The organism is Arsukibacterium sp. (genome assembly GCF_033721375.1).
Lineage (GTDB): Bacteria > Pseudomonadota > Gammaproteobacteria > Enterobacterales > Alteromonadaceae > Alishewanella.
Map to the genome: position 1 here is coordinate 62,495 of NZ_JAWWAP010000008.1, position 16,826 is coordinate 79,320.

Genomic DNA, 16,826 nt, shown 5'->3' on the forward strand with positions numbered 1-16,826 from the left:
CCACTGATGTACTATGCTTAAAACCGTCTTAACTGATGCTGTTATGTAAGCAGAGGGTGTTGAATGAACGCAATATTTTTAATGTTGATGGGCTTAGGCGCGATGGCGCTGGGCTATTTCGTCTATTCGAAGTTTATCTGCGAAAAAATCTTTAAGGTTGACCCGCACTTTCGGACACCGGCGCATGAAATGCAGGATGGCATTGATTATGTGCCAACCAATAAATATGTGCTGTGGGGCCATCATTTTACCTCTGTTGCCGGGGCAGCGCCAATAATCGGCCCGGCGATTGCCGTGATCTGGGGCTGGGTACCGGCTTTTTTATGGGTCGTATTTGGTACGATTTTTTTCGCCGGGGTGCATGATGCCGGCGCCATCTGGGTCAGTGCCCGCAATAAAGCCAAATCGATAGGCTCATTAACCGGCGATATTGTCGGCAACCGGGCCCGCAGTATCTTTATGATCGTAATATTTCTGGTGCTGCTGATGGTAAACGCCGTCTTTGCGGTGGTGATTGCCGGTCAGCTGATTAATTTTCCCAGTGCCACGCTTCCGGTCTGGGGCGCCATTGTGGTTGCGCTGATCATTGGCCAGCTTATATACCGCAAACTGATTAATCTGTTAATGGTCACCATCATTGGCGTGGTTGCGCTCTATGCCATGATCTACGCCGGCCCGCTGCTGCCGCTGGCGTTGCCAGAGACTCTGGGACCAGTTAGTGATAATCAGGGCTGGATCATCATTTTATTTGGCTACGCGGCTATTGCCTCGTTACTGCCGGTGTGGATGCTGCTGCAACCACGCGATTATATTAATGGTATTCAGCTGTTTATCGGCTTAATTCTGCTTTATGGTGCTGTCCTTATTTCCGGCCCGGAACTGGTTGCACCGGCGTTTAATACTAATCTGCCGGAAAATACGCCGTCGATGATCCCGCTGCTGTTTGTTACCATTGCCTGCGGCGCTATTTCCGGTTTTCACGGCTTAGTCTCCAGCGGTACCACCTCCAAACAGTTGGATAAAGAGCCGGATGTGCGTTTTGTTGGTTATTTTGGCGCAGTGGGCGAAGGCTCATTGGCGTTAGCAGCCATTATTGCGGCAACCGCCGGTTTCGCCAGTCTGGCCGACTGGCAGGCTATCTATCACAGCTTTGGCCAGGGCGGCGTCTCTGCTTTTATTAATGGCGGGGCCAATATTCTGCAGCAAGGCGTGGGCCTGGATACTGTGCTGGCGCAAACCCTGCTCACGGTGATGGTGGTGCTGTTTGCCGGCACCACCATGGATACCGGCCTGCGGCTGCAACGTTATATATTTCAGGAATGGGGCCATATTTATAATATTGGCTGGATGCAAAAAGCCGCCCCGGCCACCCTGTTAGCGGTTGGCACCTGCTTGCTGCTGGCATTTGGTGCCGGCGGCGATGGCGCCGGCGGCATGTTAATCTGGCCGTTATTTGGTACCACTAACCAGTTATTGGCAGGGCTAACCCTACTGGTGATTACCGTGATGCTGGTAAAACGACGCCGGCCGATGTGGTATACCCTGACGCCATTAATTTTCCTGCTAATCATGACTACCCTGGCGCTGTTAACCCAACTGAAAAGCTTTTACGATAAGGGCGACTGGTTTTTATTCACGCTTGATCTGGTGGTGCTTGCTGCGGCCATTCTGGTATCACTGGAGTGTTCTTCAACGCTGAATAAGCAGTTAAAAGCAAACAAAAACATGCCGGCTACTGATAAACCATGAAACTGGAAAAACTTAAGGTCTGGCTGCGCCAGGCCAGCTTTTATGCTGAGGAAGCCTATAACGCACCCTATCGCAGCGCGATTGCGCGGGCCAAACGTGAGCAGGATGATTTATTTATGCTGCTGATTTTCTCTGAAATAATGGGGGTGCCTAACCCCGCCAGCTATTACACGCTGGAGCTGCAGCCATTGCTGCTGGAACGGTTTCACGAGTGGCATACCCGGATGGGCATGCCACACTCGCCACTGGATAATGTCAGATGCTGTTAACCGATAAACGGCTGCTGTTAGTCGGTGGTAAAGGTGGTGTCGGTAAAACCACCATCAGTGCAGCGATGGCCTTGCTGGCCAGTAGCCGTGGTAAAAAGGTATTGCTGGTATCAACCGATCCGGCGCACAGCTTAAGTGATGCTTTTGCCCGGTCTGTCGGTGACAGTATTACCCGCCTGGCGCCCAATCTTGACGCGTTAGAGTTAGATCCGGATCGGGAAGTTGAGCAACATCTGGCCAGGGTCAGTGCCCAGCTAAAACGCTTCACCCGGCCGGAAATGTTTAACGAAATAGAGCGGCAAATGCGCTTAACCCGTCAGTCACCGGGTGCGCAGGAAGCGGCGATGCTGGAGCGAATGGCTAATGTCATTGAACTGGGCTTAACTGATTACGATATTGTTATTTTTGATACTGCCCCCACCGGCCATACCCTGCGATTACTCAGTCTGCCCGAAGCCATGGCGGCGTGGACTCAGGGGCTGCTTAATGCCAATAAGCGCTCAGAAAAGCTGGGGGAAGTATTAGGCCATTTAACCCCGAAAAGTGGCCGGGATCTGGCAAACCCGTTGGCCGACCCCGCTGAGCATGCCCCTGCTGGTATGGATGAACGCAATAAAGCCATTACTGAAACCCTGTTAGCCCGCCAGCGTTTATTCCAGCGCACCCGTGAGGTATTAACCGATGCGCAGCAAAGTGCACTGTTATTTGTATTAACCCCGGAAAAACTGCCTATTCTGGAAACCGGCCGTGCGGTACAAAGTTTAGTGCAGGAAAAATTGCCATTGGCCGGGCTGGTCGTTAACCGTATTTTACCCGCCAACGCCGATGGCAACTTTCTTGCGGCGCGGCGTACTCAGGAGCAAGTGCACTTAACCCAGATTGCAGAGGATTTTGCCAGCTTGCGCCGCTACAAAATACCGCTGCAAGCCACTGATATCGAGGGAATTACTGCTTTGCAGCAGATAGCGGGCTTATTAGAAGAGTCAGGTTTGTAGCTGATTTTAAGCCAGAAATCGGCTATGGTAGCGTTTTTAATAACAGGTTTATTTGCATGAAGACCCGCTATCTGTTGCTTACCTTTTTCTTTAGCTGCTTTGGCAGCAGCCTGGCCGCTTATAGCGCCAAAGCACCGCAAGCCGCTGCCACAGATCAAGCCGCTTTTAAAACTGCCATCATGGACAGCTATTTGCAACGTTGCGTTGAGGTGCTTAACAGCAAAGGCTATAGCAGCGACGCCATTAAAGCCGAATGCAAATGTGAGCTGGATCAGATTGATCAGCACTTTGCTGTTTTTCAGCGAATGCTCGCGGCTGATAAAGCAGCCAACCCGCAGCAGATTAATGCGTTAAAAAAACAATTACTACAGTGTAAAACGACGCCACAGACCACGCAGTAACAGGCTAAGCCCAAAGAATACTCAGCACAACAAGGCTTAACATAGCGCTGATAAACAGCATGGTATATACCGCACTGGTTAACCAGAACTTTAACAGCGTTTTACCCCAGCTTTGTTGATAGTAGTACTTCTGACAAAGCAGCAAATACAGCGGGATCCACCAAAAAATGGCGGTTTCCAGCCCGGCTAAAATTAATCCCGTCGCCAGCCAGTTCCAGCTTATGCTTTTTTCGAGCAAATCAATAGCCAGATAAATAACTAACATTTGCAGAATAAAGGTGTGGCTATGCAACGCGACAATCAGGTGCTCCATATAATATCGACTGGAACGGAGATACAGCAGTTTCAGCAGCAGAGCAAAAATGGGCAGCAGCAGAAACATCATTTGCGGTGCCAGACTGAAAAACTTACTTATCGCCAGTTTGGGGTTAGCAAGGATTGTATCCAGTTTGGCATTAAACTCTTGCTCTGCTTCATCAGACAAAAAAGAGACCCGGACACCGGGCTTAGATGCTTCAGGTGTCGTCTGTGGTTGACTTTGCGCTACATCATTATTCAGATCAGCTGCTAAGTCAGTCAGGTTTTTACTATCTGGTATCGCAGTGTCAGTGCCCAGTACCACCACATTGTCTGGCCCTCTGGTAACCGGCGGGGTGTCCGGCACCAGCCTGGCAAAAATCAGAAAGGCAATAATCGACGTAAACAGATAGAGTCTTAGCGGCGGTACATAAGGCACCCGGTGACCGGCAACATAACGACGACTTAAAAAGCCAGGCCGGAACCATAGCGGGATCAATGTTTGCCAGACCCGGGTATCCCAGTTACTGAACTCGCCGAAAAATTCCGTCACCACGCCACTTATATTGCGGATGTAGCTTTTTTTCTCCTGACCACACCGATGACAAAAATCGCCATGTAATGCGCTGTGACAATTATCACAGGTCTGTGCTGTGGTATCCATCCTGAGCTTACCTCATGTTTTCCGACTTGGTTGATTCTACGTTAAGCAATTGTTTTAGCAACAGTTGTCCGCATAAATGTCGCGGACACTTTTTCTGTCCGCGGACACAACTTAAAACCACTTCATACTTATATTTCACTTAATTATCAGAGACTTAAATGTTGGCACTAAAGCTGCTATATCATTGCAGCAAGTATGACTATAAAGGCCGATTATGATCCAGGGTACCGAACAACAAGATACGTTTATGCAGCGCCCCGTGAAAAGCAGACTGCGCCGTTTTCTGCCAGCTATTGCTGTTACCACCGTTGCCGGTGTGCTGACGCTGGCGCTGTTTCAAACAATGGCCGGCAACAGTGCCAGTATAGTAGTCGCGCGCAATCAGCTGCAGTTTGCCACCGTTCAGCGCGGCGATTTAGTGCGGGATATCGCGGTCCAGGGTCGGATTGTTGCGGCAAACGCCCCTACCCTGTACAGCCAGGAAACCGGTCAGGTGCAGTTATTTAAACAGCCCGGCGAGGCGGTTAATCAGGGCGAACTTGTTGCCACTATTACCAGCCCGGCGCTGCAAAATGATTTGCAGCAGCAGCAGGCGGTACTGTCAGGTATGACATCAGAAGCAGAGCGCGCGGTGCTGAGTGCCCGCGAGCAACAGCTGGATATTGAGCAGGTAATGAATACCGCCCAGGTTAATTTACTGGCGGCGCGGCGCGAATTACAGCGGGCTACCCAGTCAATTGAAATGGGCGTTATCCGGGCGCTTGATTTTGATATTGCCAAAGACAACCTGACCAAAGCAGAGCTTGAGTTTGATCATGCCAAACGTAAAGTTGAGCTGGCCCGCGACAAACTGGCGTTTGAGCAAAGCTCGCGGGCGCAGGATATTCACCGCCAGCAACTGGTGGTAAATGAACTGGAGCGCAAAGTGGCGGCGCTGAATATTACCGCCCCGGTAACCGGACAATTAGGTAACTGGCTGGTAGAACAACAAAGCCATGTGCTGCCTGGCCAGGCGTTACTAACCGTCATTGATTTAAGTCAGTATGAAGCCGAACTGGCCGTACCGGAAAGTTATGCCCGTGATTTGCTACCCAACCAGCACGTCGAGATTGTTATAGCAAACCAGCAACTTAATGGCGTGATCAGCTATATCGCACCGGAAGTTCGCAATAATCAGGTCAGTGCCCGGGTCCGCTTTGACCAGGCTGACAATCTGGCACTGCGCCAAAGCCAGCGCCTGACCGCGCGGGTGATCCTGGAGCATAAAACCGATGTGCTGAAAATTGCCCGCGGCGACTTTGTCAGCTCCGGCGGTGGTCGCCAGGCCTATCAGGTACTCGATAATCAGGCCGTGCGCAAAAACGTCGAGCTGGGTGTCCTGTCTGTGCAGTGGGTGGAGATCTTAAGCGGGGCCACTGAAGGCGAGCAATGGGTGATCTCAAACTTAACTGATTTTAAAGATCAGAGCCGGGTAAACCTGAATTAACCACCCGGCTGCCGATCAGCACAGTATCTAAACTCAATTTAATTAAACAGGGATTAAAAATGATAACGCTAACCAACTTAAGCAAAATTTTCCGCACCGAACTGATTGAAACTCATGCGCTGCGCGATATTAACCTGCAGGTAAATGAAGGTGAATTTGCCGCACTGACCGGCCCGTCGGGCTCCGGCAAATCAACCCTGTTAAATATTCTGGGCACCCTGGAAAACTTTGACAGCGGTGATTATCAGCTGGATGGCAAATCGGTAAAGGGCTTATCTGATGCGGCCGTATCCAGACTGCGCAATGAAAAAATTGGCTTTATTTTCCAGAGTTTTAACCTGATTAAAGATTTCAGCATTTATGACAATATCGAACTGCCTCTACGCTACCGTGGTTTAAAAGCAAGCGCACGTAAACAACGGATTGAGCAGGCACTGGAACTGGTCGGCCTGCACGCCCGGCGTGATTATCTGCCGGGTCAGTTATCGGGTGGTCAGCAGCAGCGGGTGGCGATTGCCCGGGCCATTGCCGGCGAGCCGCGTATTCTGCTGGCTGACGAACCTACCGGTAACCTTGATTCATTAATGGCGCGACAGGTTATGGAGCTGCTGGAGCAAATTAACCAGCGCGGCTGCACTATTTTGATGGTGACGCACGATCCGGAGCAGGCCCGCCGGGCCGGTCGCCATATTCAGATCATTGATGGCCAGTTACATGACAGCACGCTTTATCAGCCACTGGCCACCCAGATTGTCCGGCCGCAGGCCGTGGCACAGGGAGCCTGAGATGGATAATCTGTTACATAGTTTTAGCCTGGCAGTTCGCAATATTAAACGTACACCGCTGCCCTACCTGCTGACCATTTTAATTTTAAGTCTGGGGCTTGGCATGTTTTTCTCCAATGCCACCTTGTATTACTGGCTGAACCACGATCCGCTGCCACATAAAAGCCATAGCCTGTTTCATCCGCAGATAAATGCGGTACTGCAACCCTGTGATAGCTGTACTGAACCCACCAGGGTTCTAAGTTATCAGGATGTCAAAAAACTCAGTAGCAGTGGCATACCCTCAGCACAAGCAGCGATGTTTCAGTCAGCCGGTTATGCCCGCCTGCCGGGTAAGACCGACCAGAGCCCGACCCCGGTTAGCCTGCGGGTGACCCAGCGGGATTTCTTCACCCTGTTCGACGTCCCTTTTTTACATGGGCAGCGCTGGGCGGATAATACCGCCAGACGTGAGTTGATACTCAGCAAAGCCAGTGCCGAGCGGTTTTTTGGCCGTAGCAATGTGGTGGGTGAAACGCTGCAGCTGGGCAATGAATTATTCACGATAAGCGGTGTTTTACAGAACTGGGACATGCTGCCAAGGTTATATGATGTTGCCAATGGCCTGAGCAGTGCCCAGTCGGCCGATATCTATCTGCCCTGGGAAACGGCTTATGATCTGGGCATTAAGTCCAATACCACCACCATGTCGCGGGATAGCCGTGATTACAGCGACAATTTTGCCGTTAATGGCCGTGAAGGCGATTTTTATCAGGCGCAATTCTGGGTGCAGCTCGACTCGCCCAAACAGGTAGCCGCTTATCAGCAGTTTATGCAGCAATTGGTGCAAAGCGAAAAAGAGGCCGGCCGCCATCCCCGCCCCGAAGCTAACCGGTTGACTAATATACTGGATATTACGGAGCACTTTAATGCCCGCAACCGCCAGCTGGATGCATTTGCGCTGGTGTCACTGCTGTTTTTACTGGTCTGTTTGTTTAACGCCAGTCATTTATCACTAAACCGCTATCTGGCCAGTCAGTACGAATTCGGCTTACGCCGGGCTCTTGGCTGCAGCCGCGGCCAGTTACAGCAACTTATTCTGGCCGATGTCGCTGTCAGTGCCTGCCTGGCACTGGCACTGTCACTGGCGGTGGCAGCGGCTGCCATGACATTAATTGCCAGTCTGTTACCGGCAACCCGCAATCTGACCAGCTGGAACCCGGTTATGGTAGTAACAATGGCTGGCACCGCATTAGTTGCCTGCTATCTGGTGACCTTATATCCGGCGCTGCGCGCCTCTTTTGGCGGTCTGAACCGTCAGCTGAAATAACGGAAAAGTATCATGAGCATAACCTTACTGTTAAAATCTTTGCTGCAACGTAAAGTCATCACTGCCTTGCTGCTGGTGCAGCTAACCCTGACCCTGGCGTTGCTAAGTAATAGTGTACTGCTTAGTACCCAGGCTTATCAGCTGAGTAATCAGCCGACCGGCCTGCAACTGGACACGACCCTGGCAATTGAACTGAAACCCACCGATGAAAACCTGATTGTGCATCCGGCACTGGGCGAACTAATTCAGCGTCAGCTCGCTGCGCTAAAACAGATCGCCGGCGTCCGTTATGCTGCCTTCAGCAACCAGACACCGTTAATATTTGGTGGCATGAATGGCAATGTTTATATTGAAGGAAAAGAAGACACCACGAATATTGATATGGTGCCCTATAACTTTGCCGAAGCCGAATTGTTCGATACGTTGCAAATGACCCTGTTACATGGCCGCTGGTTGTCTGCGGAAGATAAAAACACCGATAACGTGGTAATAACCGACAAACTGGCTAAGCAACTATTCAGCGACAGTCATCTGGCCCTCGGCCAGCAAACAAATGGCGGCACCATAGTCGGGGTGGTCGCGGATATGATGTATCAGCGTTTTGCCACTGATCAGTATTACGGTCTGTTTTTTAACCGTGATTTAAACCGGGCCGACTATGGTTACCGCTTGCTGTTGCAGGTGGAACCTCAGGCGGTGGACGCCGTGCGCCAGCAGATTAACAGCAGCCTGCGCCAGGTTGAGCCGGAAATTGATATTCAGCAGGTAGTAAGTTTGCGCCAGCTGCATCGCGATTATTTCGAGCAGGAACGTGGTCTGGCTATTTTGCTGTCGGTATTAAGCGGCCTGATGCTGGTTGTTGCGATGATTTCTGCCTATAGTCATGCGCTGTTTCATGGGGTACAACAGCAAAATGAAATTGGGGTCAAACGCGCATTAGGGGCCAGTAAACAGCGGATTTTGCTGGAAGTATTCAGCGAAAGCTGGCTGACAACGGCGATTGGTGCAGTGCTGGGCTTACTGGCCAGCTATCTGTTACAACAGCAACTGGCTACCGTAATTTCGCTGCCCGCGCTGCCGCTCTGGCTGCCACTTTCAGGTGCGCTGACGCTTCTGCTTTGTGTCACCATTGCAACATGGTATCCTGCGGCGATTGCTACCCGGGTCTCTCCGGCCACTGCCACTAAAGCGTTATAAACTATGCTTAAAATATTGGTAATTGACGATAACCAGCCGATCTGTCAGGCCCTGCAAACCTTGTTTTCGCTGCAGGGCTATCAGGTATTTTGCGCCAGCGAACCGGCGCTGGCCTGGCAGAAACTGGCCAGCAATGACATTGATTTAGTGCTGCAGGATATGAACTTCAGTGCCGGTGAGATGCATGGCGATCAGGGCAAAACGTTGTTTTATCAGTTACGTCAGCACTATCCTGATCTGCCAATTGTATTAATGACCGCCTGGACTCAGCTGGATATGGTGGTGGAACTGGTAAAAGCCGGCGCCACCGATTATATCGCTAAACCCTGGGATGATCAGCGTCTGCTGCTGACCGTGGCCAATGCCCTGAAACTTAAACAGCTTACTGCACAGCAACAACGGCTCGAGCGCGAACGCCAGGCCGCGTTTGCCGGTAAAGATTTATGTAATATGGTGTTTGCCAGCAGTAAAATGCAGCAATTACTGCAAATGACCCTGCAACTGGCACCGGCCAGTGCCGCCGTGCTGATCACCGGCCCCAATGGTGCCGGTAAAGAAGGCATTGCCAATGTGCTGCATGCCAATTCACCACGTAAAAATAAGCCCTTTATTAAAGTGAACATGGGCGCCCTGCCAGGCGATTTAATGGAAGCCGAACTGTTTGGCGCTGAAGCCGGCGCTTATAGTGGTGCCAGTAAAACCCGGATAGGCCGTTTTGAAGCTGCAGATGGCGGCACCCTGTTTCTGGATGAAATTGGTAATTTGTCGCTGGCCGGCCAGGCCAAACTGCTGCGGGTGTTGCAAACCGGTGAATTTGAACGTTTAGGCTCCAGCCAGACCCGCCACACTGATGTCAGAGTCATCAGCGCTACTAATAGCGATTTAACCGCGGCAATCAGCCGGGGTGAGTTTCGCCAGGATTTGTACTACCGGGTTAATGTCGTGCAACTGCAATTACCGGCGTTGTGCGAGCGGCCAGAGGATATCCCGGTGCTGGCCCGTTATTTTCTGGCCGGTAAAAAAACGCTTAGCCGCGCGGCCGGGCAGCAGCTGCAAAATTATAGCTGGCCGGGTAATGTGCGCGAGTTACAAAACGTCTGTCAGCGGGCGCTGCTGCTAAGTAGCAATACTGAAATTCAAGTCGATGAGCTGGGCCTGCCTGATAACCCCCTGACAGCTAAACGTTCGCTGGACGATATCGACCGGCCACAACTGGAGCAGGCGTTATTGCAGGCTGGCGGTGTGGTATCGCGGGCTGCAAAACAGCTGGGGATCAGCCGTCAGGCGTTGTATCGCCGTATGGAGTTTTATGGCATCACGACCCCATGAAATAATACCTGAACCAGCGCCTGAACCACTGCCTGAACCAGTGCGCTATCGCGCTAGGCTGCGGTTATCCAGTCGCAGTCGTCTGGCATTATGTTGTTTGTTGTTCAGCGCGCTGGGCCTGGCAGCACTGGCCCAATTTTATACGTTGAATTTGCAATACAGTGCGGCAGTTATCGCTGCAGGTGTTGGCCTGTGGTTGCTGCTTAGCTGGGCCATTGCGCCACTGCGCCGGGAAATTCTGGCACTTAATCTGCACGCCCAGAATTTGCAGGATGGCAGCTTTAATACCAGCGCCAATCAGCTGCAGGTTACTGAACTTAAACCACTGGCAAACAGCTTAACCAGCATGTCTGCACAACTGCGGGCCGAGCGCGCCAGTCTTTATCAGCGGGAATTGTTGCTCGATACGGTACTGCAAAGCAGCCCGACTGCTTTTATTCTGACCAACCATACTGATACGGTACTCATGGCTAATCCGGCTGCCTGCCAGCTGCTGCATCAGGGTAAAAAATTTAATGGCAGTAAATTATTCAGCCTTAGTAACCTTAACCCCCAGTTACATCAGGCAATGGCAGCTAAGCAACAGGGGTTAATCCGGTTCGATAGTAGTGTCCAGTCGGTCTGGCATTTATCAGTAAGCCAGTTTCAGTTAAACCAGCAGCAACACTGGTTATATCTGCTTAAGCCGCTTACCCGGGAAATTCAGCGGGAAGAGCTGAACGCCTGGAAAAAATTGCTGCGGGTTATTGGCCATGAACTTAATAATACCCTGGCGCCGTTATCGTCGCTGGCTTTTTCCGGCAAGCAAATTGCTGAGCGACAACAGCAAGCCGACTTATCTCAGTTGTTTGACACCATTAGCGAACGTTGCCTGCATTTAAACCAGTTTGTCCAGGCTTACATTAATTTTGCTAAATTGCCGCCGCCACAAATAACCAAAATAAACTGGCCCCGCTTAATTAATCAGTTACAGGATCAGTTTGAGTTTGAACTACTCGGCGATTTACCCAGGCGCGACTGGCTGGCCGATCCGCAGCAACTGGCCCAACTGATGTTAAATTTATTGAAAAACGCTCACGAAAGTGGCTCTGCACCAGGCCATATCAGCTTGCGTTGTATTGAACTGGCCAACGAGTTACAGCTGAAAATTAGCGATGGCGGCGGTGGTATTGCCCAGCAATTACTGGATCAGGTGCTGGTACCGTTTTACAGCAGTAAACCGCAAGGTTCAGGCATTGGCCTGACCTTATGCCGGGATATTGCCGAAGCTCATGCTGGCAGTATCAGCTTACGCAACAGCACCGTAGTGGCAGGCAGCCCCGCGGTCAGCGGCCTGGAAGTGACCGTACATCTGCCTGCTGCCACCGACAAAGAAACTATTCCCACATCAGACCGACATTAGCCTCCTGTGCTTTATGTAAAAGCTTTACCAACGGCTGCGCCCTTTGCTTCAGGCTAACCTTCTGCGGCTTGTCTTCGTCATCCTCCTGTGTTTTTTCGGTACCTGTCTGGTTATCTCTGGCCACTTCATCTTCATCATCAAGCTCTGCCAGCGCCTGTTGTAACCGGTTTAATGCTTCAGGCACATCGTCAGCAAACATGGCGCTCGGCACCTTCTTATCCCGGCCCATCATTTTCAGTAGCTGCAAGCCAACATTGGTATGATAATCAACATCTCTGCTGGCTTTGCTTTTAAAGGTGACCATAGTATTGCTCCGTTATTGATTTTGACCTGTCAAGTGTATTGACCTGTTAATAGTAATAATCCGTTATTTGCTGCTACTCTGACACCAAGCATAACCTACTTTTTTTATTTTATGGCAAACAACACTAACTCTGGCTACATTCTGGCAATTGATCAGGGCACCACGTCCAGTCGGGCCGTTATTTTTAACCGGCAAATGCAAACCGTGGCCACTGCACGGCAGGAACTGGCGCTAAGTTATCCGGCCTCTGGCTGGGTCGAGCAGAACCCGGAGCACATCTGGCAGAGCGTATTAACCTGTATTATCCAGGCCATCGCCAGTGCAGGCTTAACGGCTGCTGATATTGCTGCCATTGCCATCAGCAATCAGCGGGAAACGACCGTTGTCTGGGATAAGGAAACCGGCAAGCCGATAGCCAATGCGATTGTCTGGCAGGACCGTCGTACTGCACCTTTTTGCCGCCAGTTACAGCAACAAGGGGCCGAGGCCACAATAAGTGAAAAAACCGGGTTGCGGGCCGACCCGTATTTTTCGGCCAGCAAAATCGGCTGGCTGCTGGATAATATTCCGGATGCCCGCAGCAGAGCCAATGCCGGCAAGCTGTGTTTTGGTACTGTAGACAGTTTTCTTTTAGCGCGGCTTACGGCGGGCAAAATGCATGCAACCGACGCCAGTAATACCAGCCGCACGGCACTTTACAATCTGAGCAGTCAGAGCTGGGATCCGGAATTACTGCAGTTGTTTAATATTCCTGCCAGTTTGTTGCCTGAAGTCAGAGACAGTGCCGGCTTGTTTGGCGTCAGTTCAGTCGCTGTGCTTGGTGCGGCAATTCCTGTAATGGCGATGCTGGGCGATCAACAGGCGGCTTTACTGGGCCAGGCCTGTATCAGCCCGGGTATGTTAAAAAGTACCTATGGCACCGGCTGTTTTGCGATGGTCAATACCGGAACTACGATTATTCGTAGCAATAACCAGCTGCTATCTACCCTGGCCTGGCAGTTGAATGGCAAAGCTACTTATGCGCTGGAAGGCAGTATTTTTATGGCCGGCGCTACCGTGCAGTGGCTGCGCGATAAACTGGGGATTATCAGCCACGCCAGTGATACTGAGTCGCTGGCGGCGCAGAGCGATTATCAGCAATCTGAATTACTGATCCCGGCCTTTACCGGCCTCGGCGCACCTTACTGGCAGCCTGAAGCAAAAGCCGCGCTGTTCGGCATGACCCGGGATACCGGCAAAATACAATTAGCGACGGCAGCGCTTTGCGCAGTAGCTTACCAGAGTGCTGATTTACTGAATGCGATGCAGCAGGATGGTATTAACGTCGCGCAGCTGCGGGTCGATGGCGGCATGACGGCTAACAGCTGGTTTTTACAGGCGCTGGCTGATCTGTGCTTGCAGCCGGTGCAGCGCTGTAACACTGCTGATGCCACGGTATTTGGTGTTGGCTTTTTAGCCGCAGTCAGTCTGGGCTATTTTAATGACATCTCAGCAATCAGCCAGCTGTGGCAGGCAGATCAGCAATATAAGCCGAAAATTAGTGAAAGTGAACAAGCACAGTTATATCAACGCTGGCAAACAGCAGTTGCTGCAGTGCTCAGCCAGCAGCTATAGTAGTAACTAAATAACAGTAATAACTAAATAATACTGATAACTAATATAATACTGATAACAGGGGTAACAAAGATGGCGAAGGTATTGATCACCGGGTTTGAACCCTTTGCCGGCGAAACAATTAACCCGTCGTGGCAGGTTGCCAGTGCCCTGGACGGCTGGCAGCCAGATCACGAGGTAACAGTAACAGCGGTCCGGTTGCCGTGCGTGTTTAAGCAAAGCCTGCTTACCCTGGAGCAGGCGGTCAATCATTTACAACCGGCAGTGGTCATTATGCTTGGCCTGGCAGCCGGCTGCAGCCAGCTTATGCTGGAAAAAATTGCCAGTAACTATATTGATGCCAGCATTGCTGACAATTCCGGTCAGCAACCCCGTAACGCCCTGACCGCCTCGCATGGCCCTGCAGCTTACTTTAGTAATTTGCCCCTGCACGCGATGATCCGCGCCCTGCATTTACAGCATATTCCGGCCCAGCTGTCATTGTCTGCCGGCAGCTATGTCTGTAACCATAGCTTTTACGGCCTGATGCACCTGATTAAAAATCAGTACGCCAGTATTAAAGGCGGCTTTATCCATTTACCTTATCTGCCTGAACAAGTTCTGAGTAAGCCAGGCACCGCCAGTATGGCGCTGGCAACGCAGGTCGAAGCACTGAAAATTTGCATTGAAGTTAGTTTGCAGCAACAAGCTGATCAGCTAATTGCCTGATGAAATTTGCCAGGTTACTGAGTTTTAAGCCGGAAAAAATTTTCAAATTTAACGCTTGCATAAATTTTAAGCATTCCTTATGATGCGCGGATTCGAAAGGCAAGTCATCTGAAAAGATGATCACGCAAAGCTTCAGGTCTAACGGGGAAACCCTATGATAGCTGGGCTGCCGTCGCAAACTGCGATGTTTTATTCTGTTTCGTCCAGAGTTAAACACAAGACCTTTCGTGTATCGCAACCCCGGTTGCTAACAATGATTGTCAACTGACTCAATTCGGAGCTTGAATATGAAAACCAAAATTATCGCTTTAGCCGCTGTTATCGCTGCCACCTCTTTTGTAAGTACTCCTGTTGCCGCCGACGATCAGTTAGCAATATCTATTTGCTCTTATGTTGCTGCAGACAGCCGTAATAACCTGCGTAAAGTATTAAGTGACAACCGGATCCGCCTGTCAGCAGTTTATAGCGGCGTGGTATGTGACGGCTTACCGTTAGTACGCCATGCAATTAAACACAATGCCAATGAAACGGCTGAATTTATGATTAAGCAGTTACCTGGTAGTTTTGTTGCTGCCTCTGGCGATGCTGAGTGGGCCCAAAGCAACGGTTTCGCCGCATCACCGGTAATTGATGCCATTAAAGAGCGTAGCGCCAGCTAAGCTGCAATTTACTGAACAGTCAGAAAGGCGCCCTTATGGCGCCTTTCTTGTTTATCACTCAGGATTTTGCACTAAAGCAATGCTGTTTGACGTGCTCAGCAATACCAACCCCGGCTTCTGACATGGTCAGATAGGTTTGATCAGCACCTGCCGCAATAATGTCCTTAGCTTCATCATTGTGCATGCTGTGCGAGACGATAAAGCCCTGAAAGCCTGACGCCCGCAGCTTTTTAGCCGCGATAACTTTAGCTTCCACATCGTTCATACTGAGGATAACTGCCTCAACCTTGCCATAGTCCAGCCCCTGCCAGAACACCTGATCTTCTGCATCAGCATAAAAAATATTAATGCCCCGCCGTTGATGATCACTTACCTTGGCCGGATCAGAGTCCATGGCAATAATTTTGCGATTGGCCTGCAAATAGTTGTAAGCCGCCGTGCCGGTGCGGCCCATTCCCATTATCAGCACATCGGCATCGCCTAACGAGACCGGTTGCTCATCGGGGTGATGAATATTACGCTCAAATTTCAGTAGCCGGTTGCAAAGCCGGTCATACAACGGGTGCGCTAATCGATTTAACGGTGCGGAAATAACAAAGGAAATAGCCACTGTCAGCGCCAGTGGCACCAGCCATTCCGGTAGCACCACACTGGCAACAATCAGGCCGAATTCACTGTAATTAGTCAGGCTCAGGCTGGCCAGAAAGGCACTGCGCGCCCGCAACTTAAACAGTACCAGCAGCAGGAAAAACAACAGGGCTTTTAACGGCAGAATTAAGGTCATGACCCCGGCAAATAGCCAGGCATTCGCATCCGGCAGGCCATCGATACCAATTTGCAAAAAGAAGCCAACCAGAAAAAACTCTTTAATACTCCATAACGATTTTGATAACTCGCCGGCCCGCGGGTGTTTGGCCAACATAGCGCCAAATACCAGGGCGCCCAGCTCCGAGCTCAGACCAACCAGTTCAAAGCCCTGGCCGCCAATAACCAGCGCCAGCAGTAAGCCAAACAGGATAAGTAAATCTTCATGGCCACTGGCATCCAGCAGTTTATACAATAGCGGCCGCAGCAGCGGCAACGCAAACACCAGCAAGGCCCACGGCGATGGCACTGTGCCACTGGCCACACTCATTACCAGCAGTGCCAGCAAATCCTGAACAATCAGAATACCAATCGCCACCCGGCCATGAAATGCCCGTAACTCGCGTTTACTTTCCAGTACCTTGGCCGCCAGTACCGTGCTGGAAAACGCCAGCGCAATGGCCAGCATCAATGCCTGATACCAGCTGACATCAAAAATAAACAGTACTGCCGGCAGGGTTAACAGAATAGACAAGCCAAAATGCAGGGTGCCACCGCCCAGCACTTCTGCTTTGGCCAGGCTACGGACATTGAGCTTTAAACCAACAGTAAATAACAATAACAACACGCCTAAATGGGCGACGTGATGAATAATTGACGCCCCTTCCGCTGGCAGGCTCATATCACTGGCGGTGGCGGATATAACGAAACCGGCCAGCAGGTAGCCGATTAACGGCGGTAAACCGATTAACCGCACCAGTAATCCCAGTGAAAATGCAAACCCTATCCAGACAGCTTCAAGCATCAGTTATTCCTACGTTTGTTTTAAATGGCATATGGTATCTGATAGAAAA

Annotated in this window: 16 protein-coding genes and 1 riboswitch; of the genes, 13 read left to right on the forward strand and 3 right to left on the reverse strand. The window is 50.9% G+C overall.

Annotated elements, in window-relative coordinates:
• The first annotated feature begins 63 nt into the window (after positions 1–63).
• From R3187_RS13370 to R3187_RS13385, 4 genes are read left to right on the forward strand one after another with little or no spacing between them, the layout of a single operon-like run.
• Complete coding sequence (locus R3187_RS13370) at positions 64–1,749, forward strand: carbon starvation protein A (protein WP_318967559.1); 1,686 nt, start codon at positions 64–66, stop codon at positions 1,747–1,749.
• Positions 1,746–2,018, forward strand: coding sequence for a cory-CC-star protein (locus R3187_RS13375; RefSeq protein WP_318967560.1), 273 nt, complete (start codon positions 1,746–1,748; stop codon positions 2,016–2,018). The genes R3187_RS13370 and R3187_RS13375 overlap by 4 nt, the downstream gene beginning before the upstream one ends.
• Entirely contained in the window at positions 2,009–3,013 is a 1,005-nt protein-coding gene (locus tag R3187_RS13380) for an ArsA family ATPase (protein WP_318967561.1), read from the forward strand. The genes R3187_RS13375 and R3187_RS13380 overlap by 10 nt, the downstream gene beginning before the upstream one ends.
• A 56-nt stretch (positions 3,014–3,069) precedes the next feature.
• The gene (locus R3187_RS13385; protein ID WP_318967562.1) at positions 3,070–3,414 is read left to right on the forward strand and encodes a hypothetical protein; all 345 of its coding nucleotides are present in this window, start codon (positions 3,070–3,072) and stop codon (positions 3,412–3,414) included.
• A 4-nt stretch (positions 3,415–3,418) separates the two neighbouring features.
• Here the strand turns inward: R3187_RS13385 and R3187_RS13390 are convergent, their stop codons facing one another.
• Positions 3,419–4,375 carry a DUF3667 domain-containing protein gene (locus R3187_RS13390; protein WP_318967563.1) on the reverse strand — a complete coding sequence of 319 codons (957 nt, stop codon included), beginning with the start codon at positions 4,373–4,375 and terminating at the stop codon, positions 3,419–3,421.
• A gap of 214 nt (positions 4,376–4,589) precedes the next feature.
• Between R3187_RS13390 and R3187_RS13395 the strand changes: the two genes are divergently transcribed.
• From R3187_RS13395 to R3187_RS13420, 6 genes are read left to right on the forward strand one after another with little or no spacing between them, the layout of a single operon-like run.
• A complete protein-coding gene (locus R3187_RS13395; protein ID WP_318967564.1) occupies positions 4,590–5,861 on the forward strand; it encodes an efflux RND transporter periplasmic adaptor subunit in 1,272 nt (423 codons plus the stop codon).
• A 59-nt stretch (positions 5,862–5,920) separates the two neighbouring features.
• Positions 5,921–6,646 carry an ABC transporter ATP-binding protein gene (locus tag R3187_RS13400; protein WP_413229028.1) on the forward strand — a complete coding sequence of 242 codons (726 nt, stop codon included), beginning with the start codon at positions 5,921–5,923 and terminating at the stop codon, positions 6,644–6,646.
• Between the two features lies 1 nt (position 6,647).
• Positions 6,648–7,955: an ABC transporter permease gene (locus R3187_RS13405; RefSeq protein ID WP_318967565.1), complete on the forward strand. Its 1,308-nt coding sequence runs from the start codon at positions 6,648–6,650 to the stop codon at positions 7,953–7,955.
• Between the two features lie 12 nt (positions 7,956–7,967).
• Positions 7,968–9,152: an FtsX-like permease family protein gene (locus R3187_RS13410; RefSeq protein ID WP_318967566.1), complete on the forward strand. Its 1,185-nt coding sequence runs from the start codon at positions 7,968–7,970 to the stop codon at positions 9,150–9,152.
• A 3-nt stretch (positions 9,153–9,155) separates the two neighbouring features.
• Positions 9,156–10,481 carry a sigma-54 dependent transcriptional regulator gene (locus R3187_RS13415; protein WP_318967567.1) on the forward strand — a complete coding sequence of 442 codons (1,326 nt, stop codon included), beginning with the start codon at positions 9,156–9,158 and terminating at the stop codon, positions 10,479–10,481.
• On the forward strand, positions 10,462–11,883 hold the full coding sequence (locus tag R3187_RS13420) for a sensor histidine kinase (protein ID WP_318967568.1): 1,422 nt from the start codon (positions 10,462–10,464) through the stop codon (positions 11,881–11,883). The genes R3187_RS13415 and R3187_RS13420 overlap by 20 nt, the downstream gene beginning before the upstream one ends.
• Here R3187_RS13420 and R3187_RS13425 read toward each other — a convergent pair.
• Entirely contained in the window at positions 11,858–12,187 is a 330-nt protein-coding gene (locus R3187_RS13425; protein WP_318967569.1) for a DUF1840 domain-containing protein, read from the reverse strand. The genes R3187_RS13420 and R3187_RS13425 overlap by 26 nt on opposite strands.
• A 111-nt stretch (positions 12,188–12,298) precedes the next feature.
• Between R3187_RS13425 and glpK the strand changes: the two genes are divergently transcribed.
• The 3 genes from glpK to R3187_RS13440 all read left to right on the forward strand — a co-directional run bounded on the left by glpK (position 12,299) and on the right by R3187_RS13440 (position 15,168).
• Positions 12,299–13,801, forward strand: a complete 1,503-nt coding sequence (glpK, locus tag R3187_RS13430; RefSeq protein ID WP_318967570.1) for a glycerol kinase GlpK — start codon at positions 12,299–12,301, stop codon at positions 13,799–13,801.
• 72 nt (positions 13,802–13,873) lie between these two features.
• A complete protein-coding gene (pcp, locus tag R3187_RS13435; protein ID WP_318967571.1) occupies positions 13,874–14,509 on the forward strand; it encodes a pyroglutamyl-peptidase I in 636 nt (211 codons plus the stop codon).
• 88 nt (positions 14,510–14,597) lie between these two features.
• A riboswitch (cyclic di-GMP riboswitch) is annotated at positions 14,598–14,683 on the forward strand.
• A gap of 113 nt (positions 14,684–14,796) precedes the next feature.
• Entirely contained in the window at positions 14,797–15,168 is a 372-nt protein-coding gene (locus R3187_RS13440; RefSeq protein ID WP_318967572.1) for a DUF3718 domain-containing protein, read from the forward strand.
• A 58-nt stretch (positions 15,169–15,226) separates the two neighbouring features.
• Here R3187_RS13440 and R3187_RS13445 read toward each other — a convergent pair whose 3' ends face one another.
• A complete protein-coding gene (locus R3187_RS13445; protein WP_318967573.1) occupies positions 15,227–16,777 on the reverse strand; it encodes a cation:proton antiporter in 1,551 nt (516 codons plus the stop codon).
• Between the last annotated feature and the right edge of the window lie 49 nt (positions 16,778–16,826).

Coding starts and splice junctions, on each gene's coding strand:
- R3187_RS13370 (WP_318967559.1), top strand. CDS start 64: ATGAACGCAATATTTTTAATGTTGATGGGCTTAGGCGCGATGGCGCTG.
- R3187_RS13375 (WP_318967560.1), top strand. CDS start 1,746: ATGAAACTGGAAAAACTTAAGGTCTGGCTGCGCCAGGCCAGCTTTTAT.
- R3187_RS13380 (WP_318967561.1), top strand. CDS start 2,009: ATGCTGTTAACCGATAAACGGCTGCTGTTAGTCGGTGGTAAAGGTGGT.
- R3187_RS13385 (WP_318967562.1), top strand. CDS start 3,070: ATGAAGACCCGCTATCTGTTGCTTACCTTTTTCTTTAGCTGCTTTGGC.
- R3187_RS13390 (WP_318967563.1), bottom strand. CDS start 4,375: ATGGATACCACAGCACAGACCTGTGATAATTGTCACAGCGCATTACAT.
- R3187_RS13395 (WP_318967564.1), top strand. CDS start 4,590: ATGATCCAGGGTACCGAACAACAAGATACGTTTATGCAGCGCCCCGTG.
- R3187_RS13400 (WP_413229028.1), top strand. CDS start 5,921: ATGATAACGCTAACCAACTTAAGCAAAATTTTCCGCACCGAACTGATT.
- R3187_RS13405 (WP_318967565.1), top strand. CDS start 6,648: ATGGATAATCTGTTACATAGTTTTAGCCTGGCAGTTCGCAATATTAAA.
- R3187_RS13410 (WP_318967566.1), top strand. CDS start 7,968: ATGAGCATAACCTTACTGTTAAAATCTTTGCTGCAACGTAAAGTCATC.
- R3187_RS13415 (WP_318967567.1), top strand. CDS start 9,156: ATGCTTAAAATATTGGTAATTGACGATAACCAGCCGATCTGTCAGGCC.
- R3187_RS13420 (WP_318967568.1), top strand. CDS start 10,462: ATGGCATCACGACCCCATGAAATAATACCTGAACCAGCGCCTGAACCA.
- R3187_RS13425 (WP_318967569.1), bottom strand. CDS start 12,187: ATGGTCACCTTTAAAAGCAAAGCCAGCAGAGATGTTGATTATCATACC.
- glpK (WP_318967570.1), top strand. CDS start 12,299: ATGGCAAACAACACTAACTCTGGCTACATTCTGGCAATTGATCAGGGC.
- pcp (WP_318967571.1), top strand. CDS start 13,874: ATGGCGAAGGTATTGATCACCGGGTTTGAACCCTTTGCCGGCGAAACA.
- R3187_RS13440 (WP_318967572.1), top strand. CDS start 14,797: ATGAAAACCAAAATTATCGCTTTAGCCGCTGTTATCGCTGCCACCTCT.
- R3187_RS13445 (WP_318967573.1), bottom strand. CDS start 16,777: ATGCTTGAAGCTGTCTGGATAGGGTTTGCATTTTCACTGGGATTACTG.